The organism is Marinobacter sp. ST-43, from assembly GCF_030541085.1.
GTDB classification, from domain to species: domain Bacteria; phylum Pseudomonadota; class Gammaproteobacteria; order Pseudomonadales; family Oleiphilaceae; genus Marinobacter; species Marinobacter nauticus.
Genome location: NZ_JASSVO010000001.1, coordinates 866,088 through 880,926 on the forward strand (window position 1 = coordinate 866,088; position 14,839 = coordinate 880,926).

The 14,839-nt window shown below is 56.5% G+C and carries 13 protein-coding genes; 5 read left to right on the forward strand and 8 right to left on the reverse strand.

Annotation, left to right across the window (positions count from 1 at the left end; genetic code table 11):
* Positions 1–211: 211 nt before the first annotated feature.
* On the reverse strand, positions 212–793 hold the full coding sequence (locus QPL98_RS04095) for a nitroreductase (RefSeq protein WP_023008191.1): 582 nt from the start codon (positions 791–793) through the stop codon (positions 212–214).
* 173 nt (positions 794–966) lie between these two features.
* On the opposite strand from QPL98_RS04095, the gene QPL98_RS04100 reads away from it, so the two are divergent.
* Entirely contained in the window at positions 967–2,406 is a 1,440-nt protein-coding gene (locus QPL98_RS04100) for an adenylate/guanylate cyclase domain-containing protein (RefSeq protein ID WP_303292718.1), read from the forward strand.
* A 9-nt stretch (positions 2,407–2,415) separates the two neighbouring features.
* On the opposite strand, the gene queF is transcribed toward QPL98_RS04100, so the two are convergent.
* Genes queF through QPL98_RS04115 form a run of 3 tightly spaced genes read right to left on the reverse strand, consistent with a single transcriptional unit; the run spans position 2,416 to position 4,973 of the window.
* Positions 2,416–3,234, reverse strand: coding sequence for an NADPH-dependent 7-cyano-7-deazaguanine reductase QueF (queF, locus tag QPL98_RS04105; RefSeq protein WP_014421759.1), 819 nt, complete (start codon positions 3,232–3,234; stop codon positions 2,416–2,418).
* A gap of 18 nt (positions 3,235–3,252) precedes the next feature.
* Complete coding sequence (locus QPL98_RS04110; RefSeq protein WP_022992510.1) at positions 3,253–4,026, reverse strand: ABC transporter permease; 774 nt, start codon at positions 4,024–4,026, stop codon at positions 3,253–3,255.
* Positions 4,023–4,973: an ABC transporter ATP-binding protein gene (locus tag QPL98_RS04115; RefSeq protein WP_011784606.1), complete on the reverse strand. Its 951-nt coding sequence runs from the start codon at positions 4,971–4,973 to the stop codon at positions 4,023–4,025. The genes QPL98_RS04110 and QPL98_RS04115 overlap by 4 nt, the downstream gene beginning before the upstream one ends.
* Positions 4,974–5,221: 248 nt before the next feature.
* Between QPL98_RS04115 and QPL98_RS04120 the strand changes: the two genes are divergently transcribed.
* Positions 5,222–6,337: an organic solvent ABC transporter permease gene (locus QPL98_RS04120; RefSeq protein ID WP_303292719.1), complete on the forward strand. Its 1,116-nt coding sequence runs from the start codon at positions 5,222–5,224 to the stop codon at positions 6,335–6,337.
* Here QPL98_RS04120 and QPL98_RS04125 read toward each other — a convergent pair.
* From QPL98_RS04125 to QPL98_RS04135, 3 genes are all read right to left on the reverse strand, one after another.
* Positions 6,327–7,634 (reverse strand): HD-GYP domain-containing protein, encoded by a 1,308-nt coding sequence (locus QPL98_RS04125; RefSeq protein ID WP_303292720.1) that lies wholly within the window; start codon positions 7,632–7,634, stop codon positions 6,327–6,329. The genes QPL98_RS04120 and QPL98_RS04125 overlap by 11 nt on opposite strands.
* Positions 7,635–7,811: 177 nt before the next feature.
* Positions 7,812–8,408, reverse strand: a complete 597-nt coding sequence (locus QPL98_RS04130; RefSeq protein WP_303292721.1) for a hypothetical protein — start codon at positions 8,406–8,408, stop codon at positions 7,812–7,814.
* Between the two features lie 62 nt (positions 8,409–8,470).
* Complete coding sequence (locus QPL98_RS04135) at positions 8,471–8,749, reverse strand: PilZ domain-containing protein (RefSeq protein ID WP_011784602.1); 279 nt, start codon at positions 8,747–8,749, stop codon at positions 8,471–8,473.
* Positions 8,750–8,943: 194 nt separating this feature from the next.
* Between QPL98_RS04135 and QPL98_RS04140 the strand changes: the two genes are divergently transcribed.
* Together QPL98_RS04140 and QPL98_RS04145 are read left to right on the forward strand one after the other, a co-directional pair.
* Positions 8,944–9,957: a Fe(3+) ABC transporter substrate-binding protein gene (locus QPL98_RS04140; protein ID WP_303292722.1), complete on the forward strand. Its 1,014-nt coding sequence runs from the start codon at positions 8,944–8,946 to the stop codon at positions 9,955–9,957.
* 150 nt (positions 9,958–10,107) lie between these two features.
* On the forward strand, positions 10,108–11,796 hold the full coding sequence (locus tag QPL98_RS04145) for an iron ABC transporter permease (RefSeq protein WP_303292723.1): 1,689 nt from the start codon (positions 10,108–10,110) through the stop codon (positions 11,794–11,796).
* An 84-nt stretch (positions 11,797–11,880) separates the two neighbouring features.
* Here QPL98_RS04145 and QPL98_RS04150 read toward each other — a convergent pair whose 3' ends face one another.
* Positions 11,881–13,548 (reverse strand): AMP-binding protein, encoded by a 1,668-nt coding sequence (locus QPL98_RS04150; protein WP_303292724.1) that lies wholly within the window; start codon positions 13,546–13,548, stop codon positions 11,881–11,883.
* A gap of 268 nt (positions 13,549–13,816) precedes the next feature.
* Here QPL98_RS04150 and QPL98_RS04155 point away from each other — a divergent pair, with 268 nt between their 5' ends.
* Entirely contained in the window at positions 13,817–14,791 is a 975-nt protein-coding gene (locus tag QPL98_RS04155) for an ABC transporter substrate-binding protein (RefSeq protein WP_014421768.1), read from the forward strand.
* Positions 14,792–14,839 lie beyond the last annotated feature (48 nt).

Genomic DNA, 14,839 nt, shown 5'->3' on the forward strand with positions numbered 1-14,839 from the left:
CCTCCAGATCTTTGCACCGACCAGGCTGAACCTGTGAACTTGCCGGTTTTGCGTTCTGAAGTGATTAAAGCAAGCAGAGTGCCAGAATTGAAAAAGCCCGCTGTAATGCGGGCTTCGAAGAGGGCTGTCTAATAAATGAGCGGCAAATTCCGGTTAAACGCAACGAGGGCGGCAACGGGTTTCCCCAGGCGGACTTGCCGCTGATCGAGGCTCAGACTTGCCAGGGGGAAGTGCGCCCTGGCGCGGCCCACCTTGAGACATACTCTTTGGTATCGGGCCGGGGCACCGATGGTTTCTCACTGGCAACGGTACCGGTATAGAGGAAACCGATAATGGACTCGCCCGGCAGCAGCCTAAGACCGTCATGCAGCGACGGATGATAAGCCACAGGCCCGGTTCGCCACATGGCGCCGTAGCCGGCATCATTCAGCGCCAGGGAGATAAAACTCATACCGGCCGCTGCCGACATTACCTGCTCCACCTCCGGCACCTTCGGATGATGACGGGGCGACGCAATACCGACAATAATCATGGGTGCACGAGCCGGAGCATTCCGGGCCTTCTCACGCTCCTTATCAGAAGCGTCCGGCGGGCAGCATTCAGCAAACAGGTCGCCCAGAGCTGCCAGGCCTTCCCCCTCTATCACGAGATAACGCCAGGGCCTCAACAACGCATGATCCGGGGCCCGGGCCGCGCACCGGAAGGCCTGATCAACCACAGACACCGGTGGTGCCGGTGCCTGCAAACGGGGCTCCGAAGCACGATCCAGAATAAAACGGGTTATCGAACTCATACAGTCTCGCTGTTGATTGGTTGCATGATTTTCGGTTGGGCCGGAAGCGGCCCCGATGAATTGTGAGTTCTACGTAATGCTGTTAATCTTTAGTCGTAGTTCAAACCAACAATTATAAAGAATCGGCAGCATACAATGAGCGACATACTTATCGGAAGGATCCGGTTCTGAAAATGATGAGCGCACCCGCTGAATTACGCAGCATAACCGGCAATACCGGCAAGCTGGGGCAAGGCGACATCTACGACCACACGGTGGCGATTCCACCGATGCCCGATTACAACGGTCGGATACTGGCCTACACCGCCACTGCCGCCATTATTGTCACGGGTGTCCTTCAGGATGTGTTTCCCCAATTGCTTCTCTGGATGGTGGCTGGCGCTCTGATCTGGCCACACCTCGCGCACGTGCTTACACGGCGAACCTTCCTGCGACGTTCAGCCCGGATTCGGCAAAAAATGCTGTTCCTCGACTGCATAATCGGAGGCAGCTTTATTGGCTTGATCGGATTGATCGCCATTCCATCGGTATCGGTTGTCCTGATGCTGATGTTCAGCTGTCTGATCGTGGGCGGCGTCAGGCAATGGTTGTTCGGCACAGCGCTCATGTCTGCCGCCATGGCCGCCACAGTGGCGGCAACCGGCACCGCCGCCGATCTGGAAGCCCCGCTGCTCACCAGCATCGTCGCCATTTTGGCCACAGGCACGTACATCTGCGTTACCGCCTATTACTCACACCAGCAGGCCCGGGCCCTGCTGCTGGCAAAGACCCAGATTCAGAACCAGCGGGAACAGTCCATCGCCCTGTCCCACAAGCTCTCGAAATACCTGTCGCCTCAGGTCTGGCAGTCCATCTTTACCGGGGAACGGGATGTTCGGCTTGAAACCCAGCGCAAGAAACTGGCAGTGTTTTTCTCAGACATAAAAGGCTTTACTGAACTGTCGGAGGAGATGGAGCCGGAAGCCCTTACCGAGCTTCTGAATCACTACTTCAACGAAATGTCAGAGGTCGCCCTGAAATACGGCGGCACCATCGACAAGTTTGTCGGCGATTCCATCATGGTGTTCTTTGGCGATCCGACCAGTCGCGGCCAGAAAGAAGATGCGTTCTCGTGTGTGTCCATGGCCATCGAGATGCGCAAACACATGAAGATCATGCGCCAGAAATGGCGCAGCCTGGGCATCAAGACGCCCCTGGAAATCCGCATGGGCATCAGTACCGGCTACACCACGGTTGGTAACTTCGGCGCCGAAAACCGGATGGATTACACCATTATCGGCAAGGAAGTGAACCTCGCCAGCCGACTGGAGTCCCTGGCGGAACCAGGCGAGATTCTGGTGTCGTATGAGACCTTCTCGCTGATCAAAGACCGCATTATGTGCCGGGACAAGGGCGAGATTACCGTAAAAGGCTTTGGCAAGCCGGTGCCCATCTACGAGGTGGTGGATTTCCGGCGCGACATGGGGCCTCACCGTAGCTTCCTGGAACACGAACACAGCGGCTTTGCCATGTACCTGGATTCCGATAAGGTCACCGAACGGGAGCGCAAAGCCATACTCAGCGCCCTCGAAGACGCAGCCGACCGACTGCGTCAGGAAGACGATACCGAATAGCCGAGCCTGCTACTGCCTAACCAGCCGCGGCCCCGGACCATCTTCAGCACATGTGCTGCGCCAGGGGTTGATATCCAGGCCACCACGCCGGGTGTAACGGGCGCACACCATCAAGGATTCCGGCTGACACCTCGCCATCAAGTCAGTAAAGATGGTTTCAACGCAGTGTTCGTGAAAATCCTGTTTCTGACGGAAGCTCACGATATAGCGCAGCAACCCTGCCCGATCAATCTTCCTCCCGGAATAGCGAATCAGTACCGTGGCCCAGTCGGGTTGGCCGGTCACTGGACAGTTGCTTTTCAGAAGATGTGAACACAAGCCTTCACTGACCACCGGCTCGCTGGTTGTCAGCGACTCAGGCGCATAGTCGTAGGCCACCTGCTCTAGCGTTTCATCATCGATCAACTCGTATCCTTCGGGCCGGCCGATTGCAGGCGCTGAGTCATCCACACTCAGAAGCGTCACATCCACCGCCGCACCACAGGCACTCGAAAGATCCTGGGTAATGGTCTCGGCCACTTGATCCGGAGACGAGAACACCGCCTGATTCAGAGAGTTCAGATACAACTTCAGGGATTTGCTCTCAATAATGGCAGGCGATGCCGCAGGAAACCGGATTTCTCCCCAGGCCACGGCCGGTACACCGCCGGGCTTCAGCCAGGAGATTTCCCAGGCCTGCCACATGTCCTCGCCAAACCAGGGCCAGCGACCATCGTCCAGGCCGATTCGCCGGCGGTTTTCTTCCCGGGCCACCGGGAACAGCAGAGACGGATCATACTGATCAGGGTATTCACTGGACTTGCCCAGTGGCGCGTTATCAAGAGCCATATCAGTTCCGGAATTAAATCAGTGTCGAATGCCCTTGCCACGGGCAAGCATGCGCAAGGCAACCGCCGCCAGCAAGACGATGAAAACCAGAATCATACCAAGAGACACGAACGGATTAACGTCCGAAACACCCAGTATGCCGAAGCGAAAACCGTTAACCATATACAGGATCGGATTCGCCATGGACACGCCCTGCCAGAACGACGGCAGCATGTCGATGCTGTAGAACACACCCCCAAGGTAAGTCAGCGGCGTCAGCACAAAGGTCGGGACAATGGAAATGTCATCAAACTTGGTCGCCAGCATGGCGTTGATGAAGCCACCCAGAGAGAACAGCGCCGACGTGAGAATCACCGTGATGATCACCATCAGCAGGTTATGAATACTCAACTGGGTGAATGCCAGCGACAGCAATGTCACGATCAGGCCAATACTCAGCCCCCTGGCCATGCCCCCGGCCACATAGCCCGCCAGGATGGTCCAGTTCGGCACCGGCGACACGAGCAATTCCTCAATACTGCGCTGGAACTTCATAGAGAAAAAGGACGACACCACATTGGAGTAGGAATTGGTGATCACCGCCATCATAATCAGGCCCGGCACAATGAACTGCATATAGTCGTAGCCGCCCATTTCACCGATGCGGGAACCAATCAGGTTGCCAAAAATAATAAAATACAGCGTCATCGTGACGGCCGGCGGCAACAGCGTCTGCGGCCAGATCCGGGTAAAGCGCCGAACCTCGCGGGTAACGATGGTTGTAAAGGCTGTCCACAGTGCTTGCGGTGTCATGCTGTCACCTCGCTGGCTTTCTCTGCCTCCCGGGCATTCTCCTCAACCATGCGAACGAACAGCTCTTCCAGCCGGTTGGCCTTGGTTCGCATGCTGAGCACACGAATACCCAGATTCTCCAGTTCGATAAACAGAGCGTTCAAACCCTGTCCCTTGGCAACTTCCACTTCAAGCGCACCATCGTCATCCAGGCTGGCTTTGAATGCAGTCAGCTCAGGGGCTTTTTCTAACGGCTGCTCGGTATCCAGTACAAAGGTTTCTACACTGAGCTGTTGCAGCAGTTCCCGCTTGCTGGTGTGCCGGATGATTTCCCCTTGATCAATAATGGCAATGTTGCGGCACAGAGCTTCCGCCTCCTCCAGATAGTGGGTGGTCAGAATGATGGTAGTCCCCTGACGATTCATCTCCTCCAGGAATTGCCACATGGAGCGACGCAATTCGATATCCACACCGGCCGTCGGCTCATCAAGAATCAGCAATCTGGGCTCATGTACCAGTGCCCGGGCGATCATCAGGCGGCGTTTCATACCACCGGACAACATCCTGGCCGGTGTGTTGCGCTTGTCCCAGAGCCCGAGCTTCTTCAGATACTTTTCCGCAGACACCCGCGCGGTTTTCAGGGGTATGCCGTAATAACCAGCCTGCGTGGTGACGATATCTTCCACCTTCTCGAACTGATTGAAATTGAACTCCTGGGGCACCACACCCAGGGAGAGTTTGGCGCTTGAGAGGTCTGTATCGATATCATGGCCAAACACCCTGACCTTGCCGCCCGACTTGTTGACCAGGGAAGAAACAATCCCCAGAGTGGTGGACTTGCCTGCGCCGTTGGGGCCCAGCAAAGCAAAGAAATCACCCTCCCGAACGTGCAGGTCAATGCCTTTCAGTGCCTGAAAACCATCGCTGTAATTCTTGGTCAGCCCTTCAATGTCCAGTGCGTAGGTCATACACCCCACCGTTGTTCAGAAACATGGCTCCAAAGGAGTCAAAAAGATAGAGAGCTATTTGATTGAGGCAACGCCCGAAAATTCAAGGGACAAAACCAATCAAAGCCATGCGGCCAAAACCCTCAAACTGCGACAGGATTCCCGATATAGCAGAAGTGCCGCCCCTATAATGCGGTTACAACAACTTACAAATCGGACACCGGCCACCGGATGCTCCAGGTCAACGCGAAGGGATTGTACGACACGCCATGAAACTCGCTCACCTCACCCGTTTTCTTCTGCCACTCTCTGCAGCCATCGCCCTGACCGGCTGTTTCGACAGCGGCGGCAGCTCCGGATCTGACGATACCCGCACCGGGCAGATCCATTTCCAGGGCGTTGGTGGGCTGACCTACCAGACTTCCAGCCAGTCCGGCAAAACCAACACCCGTGGCGAGTTCCGTTACTACCCCGGCGAAACACTCTCGGTCAAAGTCGGCAACCTCCCCATCGCGGAGGGTATTCCAGCCAGGGAATACGTTACCTTCCTGGAATTTCAGGAAGACACACGCACCGCGCTGCAAACGCCGGGCGTAGACGATGAGGGGCTGAGCAGCCACCAGGTTCGTGAACAGCTGCTGTTTGAGAACAGCACACTGATGAACCTGTCCCGTTTCCTTCTGGCCCTGAACTGGACAGAGAACGTAGACGAGGATGAGGGCATCGATATCCGCGAGCGGGTCATCAACCAGCTCAATCGGGCGCTCGATAATCCCAACCTGCCGAACACCGTCAACTTCAATGTCAGTACCAGCGAATTTACCGCCGAGAATTCACCGGCCAACCAGATCCTGGCGGAGATCTGCTTCTACCCTGAAGATGACCCGCTGTGCGGACAGCCGCCAACCCAGGAAGAAATAGATAACGCCACAGAGCGGCCTGTCGACGGAGAGCTGGACCCGGATATCGACTACAAGGAAGACCTGGAGGCGCTTCGGGAACGGATTCTTCAGTCCGTACGCAATATGGATGAATTCGACAACGAGCAGGCCCGCAATTATCTGCGCCGAGAGCTTGCCGCCATCACCCGGGCGTTATCGCGGCAATACTACCTGTCACCGGAAGACGCCACACACCCCGCCGGCGACAACGGTATCAAGTCCGTGAAAGTCAGAAAGATCAGGGGTGACGCTCAACTGGCGCAGCTGCAGGCTCAAAGCACGCGCCCAACCGACGTTTATATCAATGCCGAAAGCTGGCAAGAAGCGGAAGTGGAATACGTGGTCGATGGCCCCAAAGGCGGCGAATCAGAAATTCTGGTGAACTTCCGTCCGGAAGGCACCTATCGCTGGGTGCGCAAGCAGATACGCATACTTATCGATTAATCAGTTTACCCAGGGACCAACGGGACTCGGCACCTGTTACATCGTAGCCAGCCGGGTCCAGGCCCTCGGTGCCGTGGGGCAAACACTCGCGCACGGTCAGCAACTCCGAAGCGCCTCGGGACTCATTGTGCCGGGCCAGATCAACAATCTTTGCGGATTTCAGCGGCCGATGCTCGGCGTCCTGCATGACCATCACACTGGGCCACAACCGCCTTCCCGGTGAATGGGATACCACAATGCCACGCTGGCCATCAGAAAGCTCCACCAGAGTTCCGGTCGGATACACGCCCACACCCTGGATAAAGGCCTCAACGAGATCTTCCTGAAATTCGATGTTGCGCATATCGTACAACAGCGATACCGCTTTTGCTGGTGTCATGGGATCCTGATCATCCCTGGGCGCAATCAAAGACTCGAAGAATTCTGCAATACCTGCAACTTTTGCCAGCAGCGGGACACGGTCGCCACGAATTCCCTGTGGAAAGCCGGAACCATTGTGCCGCTCGCGGTGCCCCTGAACCACGCTCATAACAGCCCTGGAAAGACCCGCGCCTTCCAGCATCTGGCAGCCACGCTCCACATAGGATCGATAAGTTGCGTATTCTTCGGTGGACAGCTGGTGTTCGCGGGCCAGCATTTCTTTAGGTAGTGCGGTCTTACCCACCTGGGACAAAAGGCACCCTACCCCCAGATGATGCAACAGCCCTTCGTTCAAACCAAGTTGCCGGCCACAGACCAGAGCCCACACTGCCGTGTTCAGGGCATGCCGATACACAAAATCATCGTACTGGCGAGTACGGCTCAGCCACAAAAGCGCGTTCGGCTGGCGAACGACGCTCTCTACCATGCGGCGGGTGACGTCCGCAGCCGGGCGCAAATCCGGCATCTGGTCATCCTGAACGGTCTCGAACATCCGGCTTAATGCCAATTCCGCATCGTTGAGGAGCTTGCGGGATGCTTTGAGTTCTTTTCTGAGGGGGACATCGTTCTTGTAAACAACCGGTTCACGAATACTCAGTGGCGCCAGCTGCAACTCCTCCCGACCACCCGAACGGGCGCTGGAACGTCGAGCAAAAGGACGAACCTTGTCTGACCCGAGGGTGATTTCCTCGCGGGTTTCGGCAACGTCGATCATCACCCACTTACAGTGGGAGACAACGGCTTTCAGATCGTTTTCAGAACGGAGGTAAAATCCCTGGATGGGAAACGGTGTTTGATGCCAGGGGCGATCAAGATCCGACACGAACATGCCGATCTCAAGATCATGTGCCGCAATTTTTTTCTGACGAACGCCCACTAAACACCTCGGGAACAGGGATTCTTTGACTGTTCCCAGTTTGCCACGTTACCGGCAAGACTCCATTACGATTTGGTAGCCAAGCGTCACCAAACCGCAACAAGTCGTAACTCAGATTTTCATTCGGCAACGAAATGTATCAGCGTGACCAAGCTCACAGGGAAAAGCAGACAGACTTCAATCTTCCAGACATTGAGTCTCGTCGAAATCCGGCAGACGGGCATTCAAAGCGCCCCGGGGCACCTTTCTCGCGTAGACCGTATAAGCGACAGCAGACGGGCGGATGTAATCTACATTCACCTCTTCGCCATCCTTTATCAGGTTGGGCTTTGCTGGCTGGCAGGAAACCAGAAGCTCAAAGCGGCTGCCGACATCGGCAACGCGGCCTTTCCCTTGAGGCATTTTCACCGTTAAACAGGCAGCCTGCTCTGTGGCCGGCGCACCCGTTGCCGCCAGAACGTCCAGCGACGGATCTCCACAAGCACGAATGCCATCACCACAATCACCAGCACTGTCATGGCTGCTGTCGGCAATACGCCAGACCCGTTCACTGCACTGGGTTTCCAGTTTCATGGTGGTAGCCTGATTATTGCCCGGCCACCACTCTGGATATTCCGCGCTTTGCCAGTTCACTCGCACCTGCCGGATTTCACCCGCAGAGTTCTCCGCAGGGAACATCGCATAGTGGGTATAGTAGCTGGCACAGCCCGACAGCATTACCACCGGCACAGCAAGCACCGAGGCCATCAATCTCAGGTAAGTGGGTGAACTCATCAGGCAAGACCTTTTCTTTTAACTGCGTCCATTATCGCCATCATGGAATCCACTTCCGCCAACTATTCGGCAGTATCGGCAAACTGCAACCCAAAGCCATCAATAGTGCGGCGCACCACCACCATATCCAGAATGGGGGCCGGCACAGGAAGCCCCTGCACCTGAACAGTCACGCAATCGCCTATGGAGGGCTCAAACACCTGTTCCCCCAACACAATGAACACACCGCCATCTGAGATATCACGGGTAGAGAAAACGAATTCTCCCAGCTGCTCATGGACCAACTTCACTTTTGCACTCATTGCCGTGCGGCTATGCTCTCTGCGATCACTACCGACCATGCTCGGAAACCCTGCCATTTGCTGCGTTCTTATAGTGTTATGAAGCATAACACTATTTTCTGAAAAATATCCCCGAAGGGTTATTGACTCATTCGCGGTTAGCAATGAGAATAGTTGTCGTTTTTAACTGCCTGTAACATTCACTTACAGGAAAGCGCTCACTTTTTAGCAACGCGACAGAAAGGATCAACACTATGCGTATGAAACTTGCCGCAACTGCCGCCATCGCTCTGGCCGCCATGCCGCTGTCCGCCTCCGCCGACGGCGAGGTCAACATCTATTCCTACCGCCAGGCTTACCTGCTGGAACCCCTGCTCAACGCCTTCACCGAAGAAACCGGCATTGAAGCGAACGTTGTGTTTGCCAAGCAAGGCCTTTCCGAGCGCCTTGAGCGTGAAGGCCGCAACAGCCCGGCGGATGTCGTTATGACCGTCGACATTTCCCGCATCAACGAGCTGGTTGAAAAAGACCTGGTTGCTGGTATTGAGACCGACACGCTGCAGAAGAACATTCCGGAGAACCTGCGCCATCCGGAAGGCAAGTGGTACGCCCTGACGACCCGTGGCCGCCTGATCTTCGCATCCAAAGATCGCGTTGAAGAGGGTGAGATCACCACATACGAGCAACTGGCTGATGACAAGTGGGAAGGCCGCATCTGTACCCGCAGCGGCAAGCACCCGTACAACATCGCCCTGATCTCCTCCATGATCGCCCACCACGGTGAAGAGAAGACCGAAGAGTGGCTGCAAGGCGTCAAAGAAAACCTGGCACGCAAACCCCAGGGTGGCGATCGCGACCAGATCAAAGCCATCGCTGAAGGTGTCTGCGACATTTCCATTGGCAACAGCTACTACTACGGCAACATGCTGATGGACGAAAACCAGCGCCCGATCGCCGAACAGGTTAACCTGGTGTTCCCGAATTCCGAAGGTCGTGGTACCCACGTGAACATCAGCGGCATTTCCCTCACCAAGAGTGCGCCGAATAAGGAAAACGCCATCAAACTGATGGAATTCCTGTCCTCTCCGGAAGCCCAGCGCATCTATGCGGAAGCCAACACCGAGTATCCGGCCAACCCGGAAGTGAAGCCTTCCGGCCTGGTAGCCGAGTGGGGTGAAATCAACCCGGACAGCCTGTCACTGCAGGAAATCGCCAACAACCGCGAAGCGGCTGTGAAGCTGGTTGACCGCGTTGACTATGATGGCTGATCAGCCTCATACCAACCGCTAGACCGAAGGGTGTCCTGTCCAGGACACCCTTTTTTGTTGGTCACAAACATGACCACAGTCATTGCAGGGAAGCAACGCACTATCTAAAATCGCAACACTTCTCATCACCACTACGCTAACAGGATCACCATGACCGAGGTCGTTTCCAGTGCAAACCCGGGGCTGTCGCAACCGTTACTGGCAAAACGCACCTCAAAGCGCTGGCTGATCAGCGCCTTCATCACTACCGCCATTGTTGCGCTTCCGGTGCTGTCGGTGATCTTCCTGGCCTTGTTCCCGGACGAAAATATCTGGCCACATCTGATTGAAACCACTCTGCCCCGCTACCTGACCACCACCATCAAGCTGATGATCGGTGTGGGCGCGCTCACCCTGTTGATCGGGCTGGCCACAGCCTGGGCCGTGACCATGTGCGAATTCCCGGGCCGGAAGTTCTTCGAATGGGCCCTGCTGCTGCCGTTTGCCGTGCCGGCCTACGTAATTGCCTATGTCTACACCAGCCTGCTGGATTACGCCGGCCCCGTGCAGCGTGCCCTGCGCGAATGGTTCGGCTGGCAGAATGCCAGCGATTACTGGTTCCCGGAAATCCGCAGCCTGGAAGGCGCCATCCTGATGATTGGGCTGGTGCTCTACCCCTATGTGTACCTGCTGGGGCGAGCGGCCTTTCTTGAGCAGTCACCCTCGCTGTTTGCCGTCAGCCGCAGCCTGGGTCATTCGGCGCTGAGCACTTTCTTCCGGGTGGTACTGCCCATTGCCCGGCCGGCCATTGCCGTGGGCCTGTCCCTGGTGCTGATGGAAACCCTGAACGATTTCGGTACCGTCGATTTCTTTGCCGTGCAAACCCTCACCCGCGGCCTGTTCGATACGTGGATGAACCTGGGTAACCTGGGCGGAGCGGCCCAGATCGCGACCACCATGCTCATTTTCGTGGTCATCCTGGTGACCCTGGAACGCTATTCACGGCGCCGACAACAACAGTACGCGGCCCGCGACAACCGTGACCCGATTCATCGCTTCACCATGTCTTTCCCGCGCCAGATGATCTGTGTCGTCGTCTGCGCCGTGCCACTGATATTTGGCTTCATAATCCCCGGAGCCACCCTGGGCTATTACGCCTGGGAATACTTTGATGTCAGCTGGAACCCGGATTTTATTCAGAACACTTTTAACAGCCTGTTCCTGTCCAGCGCGGCAGCGCTCACCACCCTGATCATCGGCGTTACGCTGGCCTATAGCCGCCGTCTGCACAACACCCGTGGCATGCAGATCCTGATGCGCCTATCCAGTCTCGGTTACGCCATGCCCGGCGCAGTGCTGGCCGTGGGCGTCATCGTGCCACTGGCCGGCTTCGATAACTGGCTGGATTCCCTGATGCGGGATTATCTTGGCGTGAGCACCGGCCTGCTGCTGAGTGGAACGGCCTTTGCCCTGATTTTTGCCTACACCGTGCGTTTTCTGGCGGTGTCTGCCGGCAGTGTGGAGAGCGCCCTCCAGAAAATCACCCCCAGCATGGACATGGCCTCCCGCTCCCTGGGCCACACTCCGGGCAAAACCCTGATCAACGTACACCTGCCGATGCTGCGTGGAACCCTGGTCACCGCCGCCCTGGTAGTGTTTGTCGACTGCATGAAGGAACTGCCGGCCACCCTGATTCTTCGGCCCTTTAATTACGAGACCCTGGCCACCTACGTGTACCAGTTTGCCTCAGACGAACAGCTCTATCACAGCGCCCTTCCCGCCCTGATCATTGTGGTCGCCGGTATCATCCCCATCATTCTGATGAACCGGTCCATCTCCAATTCCAGAACCATGGCCTGACGGCCAGAAATATCGGAACGCCAGAAACAAGAAGGCCCGGCAGTTTGCCGGGCCTTCTTGTCCTTACCGTGTAAGCCGTCGCCTTTACTGCCAGATAACCGGCTGCTTCTTGGCGTACCAGCTGTCCACTTTCGCCTGATAGGCGTCTTCCACCACGTTACGCTTAAGCTTGAGCGTCGGCGTCAGGAAGCTGTTCTCGATGGACCACTCATCGCTGACCACCGTAATGAAAGCCAACTGTTCGTGGGGATCTACAGTTTTATTTACGTCCTGAATCAGCTGCCTGAAACTTTCTTCCAACTCCTTGCGGAAGCTCTCGTCAGCAGCTTTCGGGCGAATCTCCTCATCCAGAACCACCAACGCGTGGGGCTGGGTCTGGTTGGCACCCGACACACACACCATTTCGATGGCATCGTGAGACATCAGGCGGTTCTCGATCGGCGCCGGCGCAATGTACTTGCCCTTGCTGGTCTTGAAGATCTCCTTGATGCGGCCGGTCAGCTTGAGACGGCCCATCTCGTCGATCTCGCCCTTGTCGCCGGTTTTGAGGAAGCCATCCTCGGTGAAGGCTTCGGCGGTTTTCTCTTCGTCCTTGTAATAACCCATCATGGTGGCCGGGCTCTTCACCAGCACCTCGCCCTGCTCGCTGATCTTCACTTCAACGCCCGGCAGGGCTTCGCCGACATAACCGGTGCGGGTACGGCCCGGCTTGTTCATGTGAGAGTAGGCAAAGTTCTCGGACATGCCATAACCTTCCAGCAGTTCCAGGCCGAGATTGCGGTACCAGTCCAATACATCGTTGGACAACGGTGCGGAACCGGAACCGGCCAGCTTCACCTTGTCCAGGCCCAGGCCTTTCAGCACCTTCTTCTTGATCAGCTTGCTCACTACCGGAATCTTCAGCAGGCGATCCAGCTTCGGCTTGGGCACTTTCTGCAAAACACCATGCTGGAACTTCACCCACAGGCGCGGAACCGAGAGGAAGAGCGTTGGCCGTGCCCGCTGAAGATCCTGAACGAAGGTGTCCAGAGACTCTGCAAAATAAAGCTGGAAGCCGGAATACAAAGAGCCCAGCTCCACAAAGGTGCGCTCAAACACATGAGCCAGCGGCAGGTAAGACAACATACGCTCACCTGGCCCTACGCCCAGAGTCTCGATACCGCCAGCAGCGGCGAATGCCATGTTATTGAAGCTGAGCATAACGCCTTTCGGGCGACCGGTACTGCCAGAGGTGTACACGATGGTGGCTAGCTCTTCCGGATCACGCCTGGTTTTGCCTTCCAGCGGCGGGTACTTGGCAACAATGTCGTCCCAGGTCTCGAAATCGTTGGGCGGGCTCAGCGGATAGGAAATGCAGCGAACCGATTCCGGCACACCGGATTTCATACTGTCCCAGTCATCCAGTTTACCCACGAACAACACGTCGCACTCGGCGTGGTTGAGGATGTAGTTCACCGTATCGGCGTTCAGGGTGGGATACAGCGGCACGGAAATGTGCCCTGCCATCCAGATGGCCCAGTCTGTCATCACCCACTGGGCGCAGTTCTTGGAAATCAGACCAATCCGGCTTTTCTCCGGCAGGTTCAGGGATTTCAGGTACGCCGCCATCCGGCGTGCCTCATCCACGGCACGGCCCCAGGTGTACTCAACCACCTTACCGTCGCCAATGGGCTGCGTCATATAAAGGGAATTAGGGCTGGTGGCCTCCCAGTGGTAGACCATATCCAGGGGGAGCTTTTTCGTTGTGTCCATGGACCTTCCTGATTTGTCGTTATAGTTTCGGATTCGCTTTGTCGCGTTCTCGTATTATTAGACTTTAGTAGCCTATTTCAACACACCAGAGCCCGTCAAAACGTGATCCGTGCAAAATAATTTGCATCTGCAACCACTCAAACGCTCGTCGCAACAAACTGCGCCTTCCCCTACACCGATTGCCGCATGGCTGTGTTAAACTTGCGCACCTTGAATTTTTGCCCCCGGTTTCACGGGAAAAAACAGTAACTGACTCGGAGATGGGCATATGGCCAAGAAATCCCTGCGCACGCTGATCGGCGCCTCGCTGCTTGCCGCAGCAAGCCTGGTTCAAGCGGACGACCCCCGTGTTGTTGCCATCACACAGATTGTTGAACACCCGGCACTGGATGCCGTACATGAGGGCGTTAAGGACGAACTGGCCGAGCGCGGCTATCGCGAAGGCGAAAACCTGCGCCTGATGCACGAAAGTGCCCAGGGCAACTCAGCCATTGCCTCTCAGATTGCCCGCAAGTTTGTGGGTGAAAACCCGGATGTAATCGTGGCCATTGCCACACCGTCCGCACAAACCGTTGCCGCTGCAGCCCGTAACGTGCCCGTGGTCTTCTCTGCCGTGACTGATCCGGTTGCCGCCAAACTGGTACAAAGCTGGGAAGCCCCTGGTGCCAACATCACCGGGGTAAGCGATATGCTGCCCATCGAGAAGCACCTGGACATGCTGCAGCGTGCAATGCCCGACGCCAAGCGCATCGGCACCGTTTACAACCCTGGCGAAGCCAACGCCGCCGCGCTGATTGAACTGCTGGAAGAACGCCTGCAGGCCCGCGGTCTGGAGCTGGTTAAAGGTGCGGCCACCAAGACTTCTGAAGTGCTGGGCGCAGCCCGCTCCCTGGTAGGCAAGGCCGACGCTATCTACCTGACCACCGATAACACCGTGATCAGTGCCGCCGAAGCGGTTATTTCCGTTGGCGAACGGGCCAAGATCCCGGTTTTTGCTGCCGACACTGCCACCGTTGAGCGTGGCGCGGTAGCCGCTTTGGGCTTCAACTATTACAACCACGGCCGCCAGACCGGCGCCATGGTCGCACGCGTACTGGAAGGTGCCGGCACAGCCGACATGCCGGTTGAAACCATGGAAGAACTGGATCTGTACGTTAACCCCGAGGCCGCCGAACGCATGGGCGTCACTCTGCCCGAAGACCTCATCCAGGAAGCCGTCAAAGTCGTCAAAAACGACAAGTAACGCCTGACCTACACGGGCGGACCCCAAAAGGGCCCGCCCGTTTTCTTT

Bases quoted from the DNA above. Each gene is read 5' to 3' on its own strand.
- QPL98_RS04135 (WP_011784602.1), bottom strand. From the start codon at position 8,749: ATGGTCGGTAGTGATCGCAGAGAGCATAGCCGCACGGCAATGAGTGCA.
- QPL98_RS04100 (WP_303292718.1), top strand. From the start codon at position 967: ATGATGAGCGCACCCGCTGAATTACGCAGCATAACCGGCAATACCGGC.
- QPL98_RS04140 (WP_303292722.1), top strand. From the start codon at position 8,944: ATGCGTATGAAACTTGCCGCAACTGCCGCCATCGCTCTGGCCGCCATG.
- QPL98_RS04150 (WP_303292724.1), bottom strand. From the start codon at position 13,548: ATGGACACAACGAAAAAGCTCCCCCTGGATATGGTCTACCACTGGGAG.
- QPL98_RS04130 (WP_303292721.1), bottom strand. From the start codon at position 8,408: ATGAGTTCACCCACTTACCTGAGATTGATGGCCTCGGTGCTTGCTGTG.
- QPL98_RS04115 (WP_011784606.1), bottom strand. From the start codon at position 4,973: ATGACCTACGCACTGGACATTGAAGGGCTGACCAAGAATTACAGCGAT.
- queF (WP_014421759.1), bottom strand. From the start codon at position 3,234: ATGGCTCTTGATAACGCGCCACTGGGCAAGTCCAGTGAATACCCTGAT.
- QPL98_RS04095 (WP_023008191.1), bottom strand. From the start codon at position 793: ATGAGTTCGATAACCCGTTTTATTCTGGATCGTGCTTCGGAGCCCCGT.
- QPL98_RS04110 (WP_022992510.1), bottom strand. From the start codon at position 4,026: ATGACACCGCAAGCACTGTGGACAGCCTTTACAACCATCGTTACCCGC.
- QPL98_RS04145 (WP_303292723.1), top strand. From the start codon at position 10,108: ATGACCGAGGTCGTTTCCAGTGCAAACCCGGGGCTGTCGCAACCGTTA.
- QPL98_RS04120 (WP_303292719.1), top strand. From the start codon at position 5,222: ATGAAACTCGCTCACCTCACCCGTTTTCTTCTGCCACTCTCTGCAGCC.
- QPL98_RS04155 (WP_014421768.1), top strand. From the start codon at position 13,817: ATGGCCAAGAAATCCCTGCGCACGCTGATCGGCGCCTCGCTGCTTGCC.